This window comes from Prochlorococcus sp. MIT 0701 (genome assembly GCF_000760295.1).
In the GTDB taxonomy this organism is placed as follows: domain Bacteria; phylum Cyanobacteriota; class Cyanobacteriia; order PCC-6307; family Cyanobiaceae; genus Prochlorococcus.
On the sequence record NZ_JNBA01000039.1, the window covers coordinates 249,762 to 267,045 of the forward strand.

17 protein-coding genes are annotated in these 17,284 nt (G+C 51.7%); 13 read left to right on the forward strand and 4 right to left on the reverse strand.

Features of this window, described 5'->3' with window-relative positions:
- Window positions 1-30 precede the first annotated feature (30 nt).
- Genes typA through ccsB form a run of 6 tightly spaced genes read left to right on the forward strand, consistent with a single transcriptional unit; the run spans window position 31 to window position 5,649 of the window.
- A complete protein-coding gene (typA, locus tag EV12_RS11460; RefSeq protein ID WP_036915401.1) occupies window positions 31-1,833 on the forward strand; it encodes a translational GTPase TypA in 1,803 nt (600 codons plus the stop codon).
- Window positions 1,834-1,841: 8 nt separating this feature from the next.
- Window positions 1,842-2,231, forward strand: coding sequence for a DUF309 domain-containing protein (locus EV12_RS11465; protein WP_036915403.1), 390 nt, complete (start codon window positions 1,842-1,844; stop codon window positions 2,229-2,231).
- Between the two features lie 51 nt (window positions 2,232-2,282).
- Complete coding sequence (locus EV12_RS11470) at window positions 2,283-2,720, forward strand: LptA/OstA family protein (protein ID WP_036915405.1); 438 nt, start codon at window positions 2,283-2,285, stop codon at window positions 2,718-2,720.
- Entirely contained in the window at window positions 2,717-3,445 is a 729-nt protein-coding gene (gene lptB / locus EV12_RS11475) for an LPS export ABC transporter ATP-binding protein (protein ID WP_036915406.1), read from the forward strand. Before EV12_RS11470 ends, lptB begins: the two co-directional genes overlap by 4 nt.
- Window positions 3,442-4,653, forward strand: coding sequence for an LptF/LptG family permease (locus EV12_RS11480; RefSeq protein WP_036915407.1), 1,212 nt, complete (start codon window positions 3,442-3,444; stop codon window positions 4,651-4,653). Before lptB ends, EV12_RS11480 begins: the two co-directional genes overlap by 4 nt.
- Window positions 4,654-4,692: 39 nt before the next feature.
- Window positions 4,693-5,649 (forward strand): c-type cytochrome biogenesis protein CcsB, encoded by a 957-nt coding sequence (ccsB, locus tag EV12_RS11485; RefSeq protein ID WP_036915410.1) that lies wholly within the window; start codon window positions 4,693-4,695, stop codon window positions 5,647-5,649.
- Window positions 5,650-5,750: 101 nt separating this feature from the next.
- Here the strand turns inward: ccsB and rpe are convergent, their stop codons facing one another.
- Entirely contained in the window at window positions 5,751-6,419 is a 669-nt protein-coding gene (gene rpe, locus EV12_RS11490; RefSeq protein WP_036915413.1) for a ribulose-phosphate 3-epimerase, read from the reverse strand.
- 212 nt (window positions 6,420-6,631) lie between these two features.
- Here rpe and glpX point away from each other — a divergent pair, with 212 nt between their 5' ends.
- From glpX to EV12_RS11525, 7 genes are all read left to right on the forward strand, one after another.
- Complete coding sequence (glpX, locus tag EV12_RS11495; RefSeq protein WP_036915416.1) at window positions 6,632-7,636, forward strand: class II fructose-bisphosphatase; 1,005 nt, start codon at window positions 6,632-6,634, stop codon at window positions 7,634-7,636.
- A gap of 31 nt (window positions 7,637-7,667) precedes the next feature.
- Entirely contained in the window at window positions 7,668-8,978 is a 1,311-nt protein-coding gene (locus tag EV12_RS11500) for a glutamyl-tRNA reductase (RefSeq protein ID WP_036915418.1), read from the forward strand.
- Between the two features lie 123 nt (window positions 8,979-9,101).
- The gene (locus tag EV12_RS11505) at window positions 9,102-10,397 is read left to right on the forward strand and encodes a glucose-1-phosphate adenylyltransferase (RefSeq protein ID WP_036915421.1); all 1,296 of its coding nucleotides are present in this window, start codon (window positions 9,102-9,104) and stop codon (window positions 10,395-10,397) included.
- A gap of 176 nt (window positions 10,398-10,573) precedes the next feature.
- Window positions 10,574-11,992 carry an NADP-dependent phosphogluconate dehydrogenase gene (gene gndA, locus EV12_RS11510; RefSeq protein ID WP_036915423.1) on the forward strand — a complete coding sequence of 473 codons (1,419 nt, stop codon included), beginning with the start codon at window positions 10,574-10,576 and terminating at the stop codon, window positions 11,990-11,992.
- A 10-nt stretch (window positions 11,993-12,002) separates the two neighbouring features.
- Window positions 12,003-12,716: a 6-phosphogluconolactonase gene (gene pgl / locus EV12_RS11515; RefSeq protein WP_036915424.1), complete on the forward strand. Its 714-nt coding sequence runs from the start codon at window positions 12,003-12,005 to the stop codon at window positions 12,714-12,716.
- A gap of 666 nt (window positions 12,717-13,382) precedes the next feature.
- Entirely contained in the window at window positions 13,383-13,952 is a 570-nt protein-coding gene (locus EV12_RS11520) for a CIA30 family protein (protein WP_036915426.1), read from the forward strand.
- Window positions 13,953-14,148: 196 nt separating this feature from the next.
- Window positions 14,149-14,592, forward strand: a complete 444-nt coding sequence (locus EV12_RS11525) for a hypothetical protein (protein WP_081939938.1) — start codon at window positions 14,149-14,151, stop codon at window positions 14,590-14,592.
- 11 nt (window positions 14,593-14,603) lie between these two features.
- On the opposite strand, the gene ilvD is transcribed toward EV12_RS11525, so the two are convergent.
- From ilvD to EV12_RS11540, 3 genes are read right to left on the reverse strand one after another with little or no spacing between them, the layout of a single operon-like run.
- Window positions 14,604-16,274 (reverse strand): dihydroxy-acid dehydratase, encoded by a 1,671-nt coding sequence (gene ilvD, locus EV12_RS11530; protein ID WP_036915428.1) that lies wholly within the window; start codon window positions 16,272-16,274, stop codon window positions 14,604-14,606.
- A 40-nt stretch (window positions 16,275-16,314) separates the two neighbouring features.
- Complete coding sequence (locus EV12_RS11535) at window positions 16,315-16,608, reverse strand: hypothetical protein (RefSeq protein ID WP_036915430.1); 294 nt, start codon at window positions 16,606-16,608, stop codon at window positions 16,315-16,317.
- 24 nt (window positions 16,609-16,632) lie between these two features.
- Window positions 16,633-17,250, reverse strand: coding sequence for a uracil phosphoribosyltransferase (locus EV12_RS11540; protein WP_036915432.1), 618 nt, complete (start codon window positions 17,248-17,250; stop codon window positions 16,633-16,635).
- Window positions 17,251-17,284 lie beyond the last annotated feature (34 nt).

Here is a 17,284-nt window from a genome sequence, read left to right on the forward strand (position 1 = left end):
TTCCCTTTTCCTTTTGAAAGTCTCTGACCCATGAGTGCCCAGGCCAAGGCGATCCGCAACATTGCAATTATCGCTCACGTGGATCACGGCAAAACAACCTTGGTGGATGCCCTGTTGACTCAGTCCGGGATCTTCCGAGATAACGAGGCTATCCCCACATGTGTCATGGACTCCAATGATTTGGAAAGGGAACGGGGCATTACGATCCTTTCAAAGAACACGGCAGTTACCTACGACGAGACTCGGATCAACATTGTTGATACCCCTGGGCATGCCGATTTTGGCGGTGAGGTTGAGCGGGTGCTTGGCATGGTTGATGGCTGTTTGCTGATCGTTGACGCCAACGAGGGGCCTATGCCACAGACGCGTTTCGTCCTCAAGAAGGCGCTTGAGCAGGGCCTGCGGCCGATTGTGTTCGTGAACAAGATTGATCGTGCGCGGGTGGATCCTGAAACCGCTGTCAACAAGGTCCTCGATCTGTTTGTTGAACTCGGTGCAGATGATGACCAATGTGATTTCCCGTACTTGTTCGGCAGTGGCATGGGTGGTTTTGCCAAGCCGGATATGGCAACTGAAAGTCGAACAATGAAGCCACTATTTGATGCCATCCTGCGTCATGTTCCACCACCAGTTGGGGATGAGAGCAAACCTCTTCAGCTACAGATCACTACTCTCGATTATTCAGACTTCCTGGGCAGGATTGTGATTGGCCGGGTTCATAACGGAGTTATCCGTAATGGTCAGAGTGCTTCGTTAATCAAGGATGATGGCAGCATTAAGCGTGGCCGGATTAGCAAACTACTCGGTTTCGAAGGGTTGCAACGGATTGAGATCCAACAAGCTGGAGCCGGTGATCTCGTTGCTTTAGCCGGTTTCGATCAAGTCAATATTGGCGAGACCATTGCCTGTCCAGATGAACCAAAGGCTTTACCTCTAATCAAGGTGGATGAACCCACTTTGCAGATGACATTTGTCGTCAATGATTCACCCTTTGCTGGGAAAGAAGGCAAATTCGTCACTAGCCGGCAGCTGCGAGATCGTTTACGCAAGGAATTACTCACCAATGTTGCCTTACGGGTTGAGGACACTGATTCTCCTGATCGTTTTGCGGTTAGCGGACGTGGTGAGCTACACCTGGGCATCCTGATTGAGACCATGCGCCGCGAGGGGTTTGAGTTTCAGGTAACCCAGCCTCAGGTGATCTTCCGAACGATTGACGGCACTCCCTGCGAGCCCGTTGAGACCTTGGTCATGGATGTACCAGAGGCAGCCGTTGGCTCCTGCATTGAGAAGTTGGGTGTGCGTCGGGGTGAAATGCAGAACATGGAAGCCGGTAACGACGGTCGCACCCAGCTTGAATTTGTTGTTCCTTCTCGAGGGTTGATCGGTTTCCGTGGTGAGTTTGTACGTGCTACCAGGGGTGAAGGAATTATGAGCCACTCTTTTTTTGAATATCGCCCAATGTTGGGTGAGTTTGATGCTCGTCGGAATGGTGTTCTGATTGCTTTTGAGCAGGGCACTGCGACCTTCTACGCACTCAAGAATGCTGAGGGTCGAGGTCAGTTCTTCATCTCTCCGGGTATCAAGGTTTATAAGGGGATGATCGTTGGCGAAAACAATCGGCCTCAGGATCTGGAGTTAAACGTTTGCAAGGCCAAACAACTCACAAATATTCGCTCTGCTGGTGCAGAAGAACTCGATACCTTGCAGACACCTGTACAGATGACCCTTGAACGTGCTCTTGAGTACATCGGTCCAGACGAGATGCTTGAGGTCACCCCAGAGTCCATTCGCTTGCGCAAGTTGCCTGCCAAGAAGATGGCCAAACGCTGAGGCTCTTGATGGAGAGATTCCAGCCTACTGATCTGATCAATGATCCACGTTTTCAACTAGGCGTGGAGCTTTTTAATAATGCCGATTGGTACCCCGCTCATGACGCCTTTGAGGAGCTTTGGCATGAGACATCCGGTCAAGCACGCCAGACCATCCAAGGGGTACTTCAGGTTGCTGTTGCCCAACTTCACTTGCAGCGCGGAAATCGTCGCGGGGCAACCCTTCTTTATGGTGAAGGCCTCGGGCGTCTAAAAGCTCTAGGAACTCCAAACCTGGGTCTTGACCTTGATCAGCTCTGCGCCTGTGTGGAGAATCGCTTGCAACGGCTTCAGCAGGGACAGGATCCCGACGAGTGCACTGTCCCAGGCCTGATCTATTACAGCTCAGTTCCTGAGTAAATTAACCATCAAGATTTCGATCGTTCCGCTTTGGCTGCTCTTGTTCACGTCATGGCCAGGAGTTTGCAAGTTCATCTCGCCATAGCGACAGCGTTGGTTGGAATGTCTACCCCTGCCGTTTTAAGCCAGGAGGGCAGCCCTTCTGCTCCGGTAGAAGATGGCGGTTTGATCACAATCGAATCAGATATCCAAAACGCAGACAGCGTCACAGGGGTTTTCACCGCCATCGGCAACGTTCGCATCATTTATCCAGCCCGAGGAATCGTTGCTACCTCTAGACAGGCTCAATACTTCAGCAAAGAAGATCGTGTGGTCCTTACCGGAGATGTTGATGTGATTCGGGACGGTGAAAATTCCATGCAGGCTGAGCGAGTTGTTTATCTTCTCGAGGAGGAACAAGCGGTAGCCGACCCACGGCCTGGTGCTCAAGTGTTCACTTCTGTGCAACTTGATTCCAACAATCAGTCAGAGGCACCCTTGGCCCAATGAGTCTTTGTTTAGAGCAGGTGGCGCTCACCGTGGGAGGGCGTCACCTGGTAAAAGATGTCTCCTTGCGCCTTGATCCAGGCGAAGTTGTTGGCTTACTCGGTCCCAATGGTGCCGGCAAGACCACAACATTCAATCTTGTAATCGGCTTGTTGCGTCCTGATTACGGGCAGGTGCAACTTGATGGACAGCCAGTGGCGGATTTACCGATGCCCAATCGAGTTCGTCTAGGTATCGGTTATCTCCCTCAGGAACCAAGTGTGTTCCGGCAGCTCAGCGTGCGACAAAACCTTGAGCTTGCTCTCTCTCAGAGTCATTTAACAACTCATCAGCGTCGGGAGCGTCTCGAACAGTTAGTTGAAGACTTTCATCTCAACATGTTCTTGGACCGTCGTGGCTATCAGCTTTCCGGCGGCGAACGACGTCGCTGCGAGGTAGCACGTGCCTTGGCGGTAGGACTAGAAGGTCCGACCTACCTCTTGCTTGATGAACCCTTCGCAGGTGTTGACCCCATGGCAGTAGCGGACCTCCAGGTTTTGATTCATACCCTCCGGGAGCGTGGCATGGGCATCCTGATCACTGATCACAATGTCCGTGAAACCCTCGCCATCACTGACCGCTCTTACATTCTTACTGAAGGCAGCATTCTTGCTTCAGGCCGTTCTGAAGAAGTGGCAATCAACCCCTTGGTGCGGCGTCACTATCTCGGGGAGGGTTTTCAGCTTTGAGCAAATGGCGCCTTGGAAAGTTGAAAGACGTTGATTCTTGGCCATGGAAGTGGTGGCGCTGGGCTTCGTCCAAGTGGAGGCTGATACCACTGCTGGATCGATGGCTTTTAGGAGAGTTGATACCCGTATTGCTGTTTGCCATAGCAGCCTTCACGGTGGTTTCCGTCTCAGTGGGGGTGATGTTTGATTTGGTGCGCAAGATTGTTGAGTTTGGATTGCCTCTGCATTTTGCATTGCAGGTTTTTAGCTTGAAGTTGCCTTTCTTTCTGGTGATTTCTTTTCCGATGGCCACTTTGTTGGCCACCTTGTTGGCCTATAGCCGTCTTTCTTCTAACAGCGAATTCACGGCTTTGCGCAGCCTCGGTGTAAGCACCAGACGAATCGTTGCTCCAGCATTGGCATTGGCATTATTGATGACAGGGCTAACTTTTATCTTCAATGATGTCATTGTTCCAAGAACAAATAGTAGTGCTGAGGTGACGGTAAAGCGAGCTCTTGGTAAAGCAATTGCTACAGAGAAAGGCAAACATGTTGTTTATTCCCGATTCGGAACGATTACTGGTGCAGAAGCTGAAGATAGGAATCAAGGGCTTTCTCAGTTGTTTTATGCAAGGGAATTCCTTAAGGGAGAAATGGAGGATGTCACAGTGCTTGATTTGTCTCGTCTTGGTTTTACTCAGATGTTGAAGGCCGAGCGGGCTATTTGGAATGAGCGGGAGGCGATGTGGGAATTTTTTGACGGCAATATCCTTACTCTCACGCCAAGTGGGAGTACCACTTCAGTTGAATTTGATCGCTATCTCTACCCCCTAACATCAGGACCAATTCGTGTGGCCAAACTCCCTAAAGATGCCAACAACATGACGGTCGCACAGGCAATGGAGGCCGTAAGTATTTATACCGACGCAGGTAACCGTAAAGAGGCAAGGCGTTTGAAGGTGCGTATCCAAGAAAAATTCACTTTCCCGATGTCATGCCTGGTGTTTGGCCTGATTGGCAGCAGCCTTGGAGCAAAACCTAATTCTCGGACCAGTCGGACCCAGGGATTTGGCATCAGTCTCTTATTAATTCTTGCTTATTACACGCTTAGTTTCAGCTTCAGTTCTCTAGGGGTTAAGGGCACTTTGACACCCCTGCTGGCAGCCTGGACCCCTGTTTTTATCTCTTTGGCAGGTGGCGGTCTGTTGCTGCGTCAGGCCAGTCGATGAACTGCAACGGCAGAATAAGAGAGTTGTCGCAAGGCCCTGGTGTTTGGAGTGACGTTGGCTGAGCTTTCCGCCTCGCTAGGGGATCCTGTTTTGGCTCTTGGTTTGGCTGCATTTGCCCTACTTCTGTTGGCCATCCCAATCTCTTTTTGGATGGTTTCAGGAGGTAGCAATTCTGCTGTTGTCACACTTTTGGTGGCTCTTGCCAATTTGGTTCTTACCGCTCAATTGGTTTTGAGGTGGTGGCAGTCGGGTCACTTCCCGATCAGCAACCTTTATGAATCCCTCTGCTTTCTGGCTTGGGCTTGCACACTTGCGCAGCTATTGGTGGAGCGTTCCTTGTCTTCACCGATTGTTTCTGCTGCTGCTACACCAATGGCTTTGCTTTGTGTGGCTTTTGCCAGCTTTGCATTACCAGAAACTCTTCAGGAGGCGTCTCCTCTGGTACCGGCTCTTCGATCCAGTTGGCTTGTAATGCACGTGAGCGTGATCATGTGCAGTTACGCGGCCCTGCTTGTTGGTTCTTTCTTATCAATGGCGGTTCTATTTACTGATCGCCAGCAAACTTTGGAGCTACGCAGCAGTTCAATTGGCACGGGTGGCTTTCGTCAGGCAAAGCTCGCCACATCTGCTATGGATCAGAATGATGGCCTGCGCCTGAGTTCAATCAACTTGAGCCGCACTGAACAGTTAGACAGCCTTAGTTATCGCACGATTACGGTTGGCTTTTTGTTGCTCACGCTTGGCTTGATCAGTGGTGCCGTTTGGGCCAATGAGGCCTGGGGGAGCTGGTGGAGTTGGGATCCAAAGGAAACGTGGGCTCTAATTTGTTGGATGGTTTACGCGGCCTATCTGCATACACGTTTCAGCCGTGGCTGGAGCGGGCGACGTCCGGCTTTAGTTGCCGTAGCTGGAATCGTTGTGATCGTTGTTTGTTATATCGGTGTGAATCTGTTAGGAATTGGTTTGCACAGCTACGGCTGGTTCTTTGAAGCCTAATCTTCTAATGTTGATCTATTCTTTTTAACAACAAATCCCCGCAAAACTAATACGCAGGAGATGCAGTTGTTGCTGCATCTTTTGCTTCAGACAAGAACACCCTAAGGACGTTTGCTGTTACGGATGCCTCGGATAGCTTCGGCGTAGTCGGGCTGATTGAACACGCCAGATCCGCTCACAATTGCATTGGCGCCAGCTTCGATCACTTTCCAGGCATTGTCGGCCTTGATCCCTCCATCGACTTCGATCCAGGGATCGAGACCCTGTTCGTCGCAAATGCGACGCAGGTCGCGGATCTTCTGCACTTGATTGTCGATGAAGCTTTGCCCACCGAAGCCTGGGTTTACGCTCATGATCAGTACTAGATCACATAGCTCCAGGCAGTACTCAAGGGTGTCCAGAGGTGTGCTTGGGTTGAGTACTGCTCCTGCTTTCTTGCCGAGATCCTTGATTTGCGCAAGGTTGCGGTGAAGGTGTGGGCAGGCTTCAACCTGCACATAGATGTGATCTGCACCAGCTTTTGCGAAATCTCCTACATACCTTTCTGGTTCCACGATCATCAGGTGGACATCTAGGGGCTTACTGGTCACAGGCCTTAGTGCTTCAACGATCAGAGGACCAATCGTGATATTTGGCACGAATCGGCCGTCCATGACATCCACATGAATCCAGTCTGCGCCGGCTTGATCTACAGCCTTAACGTCTTCGCCTAGGCGGGAGAAATCGGCAGAGAGGATCGAAGGTGCAATTACCAGGGGCTTCGTGCTCATCGATCTGAGTTGAGGAGTGGGCGATTCTAGGAATCGACTGTATGGGCATTCTCGTTGTTGCCTGCACTGATACAGTGAGCAGCGCTTTAGAGCCGAGAACCCCTGCGGCATCGGGTCCTTTCACATGATCAGCGTATAACGCTGACCCGTGAATTCAGTCCAGCCCTGCTCGTTTCTTTGGTCTTCACACCCATCCCCACCGCCGCATACCAGTGGATCGCACTCTTATTCAGGAAATTCTCGAGGTCGTTGAGCAAGCGGCCATTGCGTCTGCACATCTGACTGGTCTCGGCAAGAAAGACGAAGCCGATGCAGCAGCTGTGGAAGCCATGCGCAAGCGGATGGGCCAAATCGAAATGCAAGGTCGCATCGTCATCGGTGAGGGGGAGCGCGACGAAGCCCCGATGCTTTATATCGGCGAAGAGGTTGGCAGCGGCAGCGGCCCAGGCGTTGACTTTGCTGTGGATCCCTGCGAAGGCACCAATCTTTGCGCCAACAACCAGCGAGGTTCGATGGCTGTACTGGCCGCCTCTGATCGCGGTGGCCTTTTCAATGCTCCTGACTTTTACATGAAAAAGTTGGCGGCCCCCCCATCAGCGAAAGGCAAGGTGGACATTCGCAAATCTGCCACCGAGAACATCAACATCCTTAGCCAGTGTCTTGGGCTTGCCGTGAGTGAACTCACCATTGTCGTAATGGATCGAGCTCGTCACAAAGGTCTGATCTCTGAGATACGTGCCACTGGTGCACGTGTTCAACCCATCTCAGATGGGGATGTTCAAGCCGCCATTGCCTGTGGTTTTGCCGGCACCGGAACCCACTGTCTAATGGGCATCGGTGCTGCTCCTGAGGGTGTGATTTCAGCTGCCGCAATGCGTGCTCTTGGTGGTCATTTTCAGGGCCAGCTGGTGTATGACCCTGCCATTGCTCAAACCAGTGAGTGGGCCGATTACACCAAGGAAGGCAACATTGCCCGCCTCAATGAGATGGGCATTACTGATGTTGACAAGATCTATGAAGCCGAAGAACTGGCTTCCGGTAACAATGTTGTTTTTGCGGGTAGTGGGATCACTGATGGACTGTTGTTCCATGGCGTTAAGTTCGAACCTGACTGCACACGCACTAGCAGCTTGGTGATCAGCACTCTTGACAACACAGCTCGGTTTACCAATACCGTGCATATCAAGGATGGAGCCAAGAGCATCGCTCTGAGCTAACCATCCAAGACAAGATCTAAGGGACGTCTCCATGCACATTGCCGTCGTCGGCTTGAGTCATCGCACGGCGCCGGTGGAAATCCGTGAAAAGCTCAGCATCCCTGAGCAAACCATGGAGACCTCCCTGCAAACTCTTCGCGGCAACGATCAAGTCCTTGAGGTTTCGATCCTTAGCACCTGCAATCGGCTTGAGATTTACACCTTGGTACGTCACCCTGAACGGGGTATCTCAGCCATCAGTGATTTTCTAGGCCAACATTCTGGTTTGGCAAAGGAAGATCTTTCCCCCCATCTGTTCAACTTTCATCACGATGAAGCAGTCGCCCACTTAATGAGGGTGGCTGCCGGTCTGGACAGTCTTGTTTTAGGAGAAGGGCAGATCCTTTCCCAGGTGAAGAAGATGGTGCGCTTGGGGCAGGAGCACAAGTCCATGGGCCCGATTCTTAACCGTCTGCTCACTCAGGCAGTGAGTACTGGCAAACGAGTTCGTAGTGAAACCAATCTGGGTACGGGGGCTGTCTCAATTAGTTCTGCGGCTGTGGAGTTAGCCCAACTGAAACTTGGCCAGGCGCAAGGGGAAGATCAGTTGATGACTCTGGAATCTGAGTTGGTCGCAGTGGTGGGTGCGGGCAGGATGAGCCGACTACTGCTTCAACATCTGCAGGCGAAAGGTTGTTCTGGGGTGATGTTGCTGAACCGCACACTGCAACGAGCTGAGGATCTATCGGCTGATTTCCCTGAGCTCCCCGTTGAGTGTCGCCCCCTTGATGATTTGAACCATTGCCTAAGTACCTGTTCACTGGTATTCACCAGTACGGCTGCTGACGATCCGATTGTTGATGCATCTCTGCTCAAGCAGCTCAAGCGCCGCAGTTTTCTTCGTCTGATTGACATCGGCGTGCCGCGCAACATCGCCTCAGATGTTGTCGATGTACCCGGTGTTGAGTCCCATGATGTGGATGATTTGCATGAGGTGGTGTCTCGTAATCAGGAGGCCCGTCAGCAGATGGCCAAAGAAGCAGAGGTTGTGCTCCAGGAAGAGACGCGTCTGTTTTTAGAGTGGTGGGACAGTCTGGAAGCTGTGCCAACCATTAATCGCTTGAGGGCAACCCTTGAGGCGATTCGTGCAGAGGAATTACAAAAAGCACTCAGTCGTATGGGGCCTGATTTCTCTGCTCGTGAGCGCAAAGTAGTTGAGGCTTTAAGCAAAGGAATCATTAACAAAATTCTCCATACCCCCGTCACTCAGCTACGCGCTCCTCAGGCTCGTCCAGAGCGGCAAGAGGCTCTGCGTGTGGTGGCGTGTTTGTTTGAGTTAGATCCACCACTAGAGGATGGTTAGTTCTATGCCAAATGCTGGTTGCGTCTTGATTTGCAGAAGTCTTGTTGGATCTTCGCAGCAGACAGCTTTAGATGGCCAACCGTCCGGTAAGTTTGCTGCGCAACGCCGATTTGCGGGGGCGGCATGAAGCGTGTTTTGGCCATCATTCTCGGGGGAGGAGCTGGAACGCGCCTCTACCCCCTCACCAAGATGCGGGCCAAGCCGGCCGTACCTCTTGCAGGCAAATATCGTCTGATTGACATCCCAATCAGCAACTGCATTAACTCCAGCATCAACAAGATGTATGTGTTGACGCAGTTCAACAGCGCTTCTCTGAATCGACACCTTGGACAGAGCTACAACCTCAGTGCTGCCTTTGGTCAAGGTTTCGTAGAAGTTCTTGCCGCACAGCAGACCCCAGAAAGTCCTTCATGGTTTGAGGGGACTGCGGATGCAGTTCGTAAATATCAGTGGTTGTTTCAGGAATGGGATGTTGATGAATATCTGATCCTCTCTGGTGATCAGCTCTACCGTATGGATTACAGCCTTTTTGTGGAGCACCATCGTCGCTCAGGTGCTGATCTCACAGTGGCGGCTCTTCCAGTTGATGCAGAGCAGGCTGAGGGATTTGGTCTAATGCGCACGGATAGCGATGGCCACATCCAGGAGTTCCGTGAAAAGCCCAAGGGTGAATCCCTGAAGGCCATGGCCGTCGACACCTCTCGCTTTGGCTTGTCAGCTGAGTCAGCAAGGAACAAGCCCTATCTCGCCTCGATGGGGATCTATGTCTTCAGTCGCGCCACTCTCTTCGATTTGCTGCATAAGAACCCTTCTCACAAGGATTTTGGCAAGGAGGTGATCCCTGAGGCCCTGGCTCGAGGTGACCGGCTTCAAAGCTATGTGTTCGATGAGTACTGGGAAGACATCGGCACGATAGGAGCTTTTTATGAGGCGAATCTGGCCCTTACCCAGCAGCCCAATCCACCTTTCAGTTTCTATGACGAGAAGTTCCCGATCTATACACGACCCCGCTATCTACCGCCGACCAAACTGGTCGATGCGCAAATCACGGAATCGATTATTGGAGAGGGATCCATCCTCAAATCCTGCAGCATTCACCATTGCGTCCTTGGTGTGCGTAGCCGAGTTGAGAGCGATGTGGTCTTGCAAGATTCCCTAGTAATGGGCTCTGATTTCTATGAATCATCCGAGGAACGCACTCTCCTAAGGCAAGGAGGAGGCATCCCGCTCGGCGTTGGCCAAGGCACCACCGTCAAGGGTGCGATCCTCGACAAGAACACACGCATCGGCAACAAAGTCACGATCGTCAACAAGGACCACGTTGAGGAAGCCGATCGTGCTGATGAGGGCTTCTACATCCGCAATGGGATCGTTGTAGTGGTCAAAAATGCCACCATTTCTGATGGCACCGTGATTTGATGCTTCCCGAGGCTGAATCAACACAAGATCCAAGAAGTTTTTTTGGAAATTTTGGTGTTGATCTCTACTGTTTCTTATTTACAACAAGGATGGTTCAACCCTGACATAGCCCTACAGATCACAGCAGATTGGAGTTGCTGTGGTCACACTGACGCCAGTTGATCGTTTCACTGGCCATGTCCAAGGCACATTTCGGTTTGATCGGTCTTGGCGTGATGGGCGAAAACCTTGTGCTCAATGCAGAGCGCAATGGTTTCTCTAGTGTCGTTTACAACCGCACCTACGCCAAAACAGAGGAGTTCCTCAAAGGGCGTGGAGCGGATAGAGCCATTCAGGGTGCCAAGGACCTTCAAGATTTCGTCGACAAGCTCGAACGACCCCGTCGAATTCTGATGATGATCAAGGCAGGTTCGGCTATTGATGCCGTTATTGAGCAGATCTCCCCTTATCTGCAGGAGGGTGATCTACTCATCGATGGTGGAAATTCCGAATTTCGTGATACCGAGCGACGTGTCGCCGAGTTAGAGAGCAAAAGCTTTGGATATATCGGGATGGGTGTCTCCGGTGGGGCTAAGGGAGCACTTGAAGGGCCGAGCATGATGCCAGGCGGAACAAAAACCTCCTATGAGGCGATTGAGAGCCTTGTTTGCAAGATGGCTGCCCAAGTGGAGGATGGTCCCTGTGTGACCTACATCGGTCCTGGAGGTTCTGGGCATTTCGTTAAAACCGTCCACAACGGTATCGAGTACGGCATTGAGCAGATTCTTGCCGAGGCCTATGACCTGATGAAGCGTGTTGGAGGCATGACCGGTACCCAGATGGCTGATGTCTTTGCGCATTGGAATGCCACAGAAGAGCTCTCTTCTTATCTGGTTGAGATCACCGAAGTGTGTTTGCGCACCAAGGATCCTGACGATGGAACTGACCTTGTTGAGAGAATTATGGATCAGGCAGGCCAGAAGGGAACTGGTCTATGGACCGTTGTCAGTGCCTTGGAGTTAGGAGCTTCAGTGCCAACCATTTACGCCTCTCTTAATGGCCGTGTGATGAGCTCGATGAAGCCTCAGAGGATGGCCGCTGAGCAGATTTTGCATGGGTCAGCGATCAGACCATTTGATCTTGGCAGTTCCGCAGATGGCATGGCGCCGCTCATGGACGCCGTCGTGTTGTCTTGCATGGCTAGTTACGCGCAGGGCATGGAGCTACTGCGTATAGCTTCTGCTGAATACAACTACAACTTGCATTTACCCTCCATCGCGCAGATTTGGAAGGGTGGCTGCATCATCAGATCCCGTCTGCTGAAGCGCATCCAGGATGCCTTTAATGCAGACCCTCAGCTTTCCAACTTGTTAATCGATCCTTGGTTTGCCGAGCAAGTGAACCGTCGCCTACCGGGACTAGCAAAGGTGGTAGCCGGCGCAGCTGAAGCTGGTATCCCAGTGCCTTGCTTAAGCAGCACGCTCGATTACATCAATAGCTATCGCACGGCACGATTACCACAGAATTTGGTGCAAGCCATGCGCGATTGCTTCGGCTCACATACCTACCAGCGGGTTGACAAAGAAGGAAGCTTCCATACTGAGTGGCTGGACTGAAGAGATCGTGATGACGACCTACAAAGTTGAGCGAGCGAGCGACCCAGAGGCTCTGGCACGTCGCGCCGCCCAGAGCATCGCATCTCATATTGATCTGGTACTTGATCAGCGTGATCGCGTTCAGATCGCTCTCTCGGGAGGGAGCACCCCAGCTATTGCCTATAGGTTGCTTGGTCAGGAGCGACTGCCCTGGGATCGTGTTGATGTTTTCCTTGGCGATGAGCGCTGGGTTGATGCCATTGATGACGCCAGTAACGCCCGCATGCTTCGTAGGACACTTCTTGCTGAAGGCCCTGGATCCCAGGCTGCTTTTCATCCCGTGCCAACGGTGGAGCTGCCAGACCCTGAGGCCAGTGCCGAGGCCTACGCGAAGCTCGTGCAGGAAACCTGTGCAGGTGATCCGCCGGTGTTTGATCTAATGGTTTTAGGACTTGGTGAAGATGGCCATACAGCCTCTCTTTTTCCAGGAACGGATGCCCCCACCGTTGTTGATCGCTGGGCGACTGTCGGCAGAGGAAAGGGACTAGAGAGAATCACTCTCACCGCACCGGTGCTCAGCTCCGCACGCCAAGTGATCTTTCTTGTAAGTGGTGCAGGGAAGCAGGTTGCCCTGAAGCGCTTATTGGATTCTGCTGAATCAGCTGAACGCACGCCTGCCCGTTTGGTTCAACCTCGTTCACCGATTTTGGTCTTGGCAGATGAGGCGGCTGCGGCTGACTTGTAAGCGGTGAGAACTGTTGCTTGTATTAGTTCAGTTCTACCTAGCATTCTTCTGTCTTCTTAGGAAGACTGACTCAAAGCAGGGAGCCAGTATGCAAACATTAAAACAATTATATGCCTTTCTAAAATATAGAATTCAGATTAGATGCATCTTACTTTCAAGGCAATGAGGTTCCTGACTTGATAAAAAGAACAAGGGTAAAACAATATCAGCAGAATGGAAGGCAGAGTATGAATGGGGTACAGATGGAGGAGATTTCTTGCTCAAATGGAAGAAGGACAGGATCTCAGCGAGTTATGAATGGAGCCTTGAAGTAGACAAGAAAGGTTACATGAAAGGTGTAGTATATTATGATAACGATAATAATGGCGAGTCCAATAAAGATACGACGAAAAAATTGGCAAGCCAAAAGGAGATTACTGGGAAATAGCCGAACTTCTCGATAACTCTTTTGGTGATGCGAAAATATATACAAGATCAGGCAAGTTGTCTCTCTGGGATGAGGATGGAGACAAAATTGCTACGGGGGAGTTTTGCGACCCTGGTGACTTTTTCTAAATAAACTGTCGTTTAAAACCTGAGGTTATCTAAAAATAATCAAATATTTTCAGGTTCTCTTTCAATTCAATCATTTACTCTTGCTTTTGAAGAAAAGATGTAATCCTCACCATGGAGCTGCCGCCGCAAGCCTCCGTTCAGGTTCAACTAAACGACTTCAGCGCCTGGTCTAGCTTGAACGACACAATCATGGGCGGCTCCAGCCAGGCAGCCTGTCGATTGACATCCGAGGGCCTGGTCCTAGAAGGAGAACTTGTTGAACAGGATGGCGGCTTTGTTAGTTGCCGTTCACCCCTGTTGAGCACTCCTCTTGATCTTTCCAGCTATAGAGCCTTACAGGTGGAGGTGGATGGCGAAGGGCGCACCCTCAAGCTTGCACTCGGCTCTCGCAATGGGCTGGTTGGCCTCACTGAACGTTTTTATGGTGGTTTGCGATGGGTCGCTCAGTTGCCGACCAAGGCTTCTGGTACAACAACCATTGAAATCCCATTTAGCAGCCTAAAACCTACGGTGCTTGCCCAACCTTTGGCCATGCCTCTGCGCTTGATTCGCTTTAATGCATCAAGTATCAACCAAGTGCAATTATTGCATTCTAAGTTTGGTGAACCAGGAGAACTGAACCCAGAATTTCGCCCTGGCCCGATTCGAGTTTTACTGCGCTCTTTCAAAGCAATTCACTGATTCATTATAGATTTTTAACTTCTACAATGGCCATATACCTTAAGGGGCTTTGGTCTTTTATTCCTAATTAAATGTATAATTAAATCTATTGGGTATACATTATCAATCCGGCTTTGCAATTGACTTCCTATCAATAGTCAAATCTTACTTAGAAATAACCTAAAATGTTTTCACCTCCTAGATTCAGCTGAGAGCCTTGACAGGCAATGAAATCCAACAGACTGCACAGAATTGGTCGGTCCTCGTGGCCTCAGCGGCTGATGTCTGTTTGAAGCCCTGGCTTCATGCTGTTGTGCTCACAGATGTTGCTGATGTCGATGATCAGAAGCATGGATCTACGCCCGATCTAATAACGGCTAGATCTATTGATCTCATTGTTCGTATTGAATGCCGAAACCGAGAAGGTGACCGGCTTCCTGAGCACGACCTTGAACTTGAGATCTATCGCAGCGGCAACGATCTCAATCTGATGTTGACTTGGTGTGATCAGCCTGATCGGCCAATGCTTTGGCAAGGGCAGCATCCCGTGTGGATGGATGGCACCAGTGGCCAACGCTGTCAGCCACCTGAGGATGGAGCACCATTGGAATCGTTTGCTCGTAGGTTGAGAGCACTGCTGGTATTGCCTGAGCAGAGCTAGTTGATCAGAGCTCAGGGCTGGTCGGTGACAGCACCATTGCTGGCGCTACTCACCATTCGGGCATATTTACCGAGAACACCTGTTTGATAACGCGGCTGTGGTTGTTGCCATGCGCTTTGGCGACGGTCCAATTCATCCTTCTCCACATTGAGTTGGATCAGCAGTTGATGGGCATCGATAGTGATGCTGTCGCCTTCCTGCACAAGGCCAATCATGCCGCCTACGGCTGCTTCCGGTGCCACATGGCCCACCACCAAACCATAGGTACCTCCGCTGAAGCGTCCATCTGTGATCAGGGCCACCTTGTCGCCAAGGTCTGCACCGACGATGGCGGATGTGGGAGCAAGCATCTCGCGCATTCCAGGCCCGCCAACCGGACCTTCGTTGCGGATAACGACGACATCTCCAGCCTTCACCTTGTTGTTGAGGATGGCAGCAAGGCAGGCCTCCTCGCTTTCAAAAACCCTGGCAGGCCCTGTGAGTACAGGCGTTTTGATCCCGCTGATCTTGGCCACACATCCTTCACTGGCCAGGTTGCCTTTGAGGATCGCCAAATGCCCCTTGGCATAGACCGGTTTCGAGAGGGGATGAATGACGTCTTGCTCTGCTGAAGGCTCTGATGGCAAATCTTTGAGCAGTTCTCTCAAAGTTTTACCTTCCACATTGCGGCAGTCTCCATGAAGTAAGCCTGCATCGAGCAGCTGTTTCATGACTTGGGGAATGCCGCCAGCTTTATGCAGATCAACAGTCACGTAACGGCCACTGGGTTTGAGATCACAAATCACCGGTACACGCTGGCGGATGCGCTCGAAGTCGTCGATGCAAAGGTCTACACCTGCGCTACGGGCAATCGCAAGCAGATGCAGAACTGCATTGGTGGAGCCGCCCACGGCCATGATGACGCTAATTGCGTTTTCAAATGCGTTCTTGGTGAGTAGATCGAGAGGACAGATATTTGCCTTGATGGCATCCACAAGCACTTCAGCACTACGGGCTGCGCTGTTTGCTTTTTCCTCATCCTCTGCAGCCATCGTTGAGCTGTAAGGCAAACTCAATCCCAATGTTTCAATTGCGGCTGACATTGTGTTGGCGGTGAACATGCCACCGCAACTTCCCGCTCCTGGGCAAGCGTTCTTCTCGATAGCGATGAGTTGCTCTTCGTTAATCTTGCCGCTGGCATGCTGACCAACAGCTTCAAAGGCGCTTACTACCGTGAGGTCGCAGTCAGCCAATTTGCCTGGTTTGATCGTTCCGCCATAGACGAAGACACCTGGGATGTTCATTCGAGCCAGGGCGATCATGGCTCCAGGCATGTTTTTGTCACAGCCACCGATTGCTAGGACCCCATCCATGCTTTGGCCGTTGCAGGCTGTCTCGATCGAATCAGCAATCACCTCGCGACTTACAAGGGAGTATTTCATCCCCTCAGTGCCCATAGAGATCCCATCACTGACGGTGATGGTGCCGAACATCTGAGGCATTGCACCGGCCTGGCGGGCTGCTTCTTCTGAACGTCGAGCCAGGTCATTAAGACCGATGTTGCAAGGAGTGATCGTGCTGTAACCGTTGGCTATACCGATGATTGGTTTATTGAAATCTTCGTCACCAAAGCCCACTGCGCGAAGCATGGCTCGGTTGGGAGAGCGCTGATTCCCCTTTGTGATGGCGGCAGATCTGAGCATGGTTGCGACTGGGGCACTCAGTCGCCAACCTAACGACCACTCAGGTCCTCGCTCCTAGATCTTCAAGCTGTTTGCGCACATCTGCAATGGCGGCATTGAGTTGTTCCACTCGATGTTCCAGGTGCTGGCTGTTGTTCTGGGGATGAGAGATGGCCTCCAGGGCCTCTGATCCGTCCTGCATGCGAGGAGCATGAAGCATGGCTCGTTGGTGGCGACTGCGTTGGCGGCGTTCTGCCTCAGAAAAAAGCCACCAGGCAAGTCCTGCAGCACCGAGTACGGCACCGCTGATCAGAGAGGTGAGGCTGCCGGTTGCCGGCTCACGATGCTGGCCCATAGATGCTGGATCAGTCTTTAAATTCTAGGTCTTGCCTTCAGTTCTGGTGTTTAGTCGCAAAACAGGATTACCAATACCTGGGCTGATCTCACCATCATCTGTCAGGTCGGGGTCAATGCAAGCGGTGTGAATCGTGAGGTTTGGCATCATTTCGCCAAGTTGTTTAAGGCCTGGACTTGATGCCAGAACAGTGATCACCCTTAGCCGGCGGGCCTCGATTTCTTGTGCCTGCAGAAGCTTCAGGATGCCTACTAAACGTTCACCACTAGCAATCTGGTCAACAAAAACAATCACTCCGGCATTGGTTTCAATGTTGTCGGGCACCCCCCCAAGACATAGTTGTGAACTGGGTAACACCCGTCGTGCTCCTTGCCAAAGATCAAGCCCCCCGGGCAGCAAGGGAATGCTCAGCAATGGCACGTTGTACTCGACTAGCGTGCCTTCTGTCTCTGCTTGAGATGTGATTACCGTTTCACGGCGGTGGGGCAACCAATCCCGCAGGGCTTCATAGGTAAGCCAGCGACCAAGTTCCTCCAAGCCTGTGGCATAGAGGGCTGGCGGTGTTGTGGTGTTGCGCAGCAATGTGAGCCAGTGGGCGATCAGTGGATGGGGGGGGACCACTACCCTTAGGGTCATTGGCATGACGCGTGGATTGGCCGGCAATTGCCATAACGTG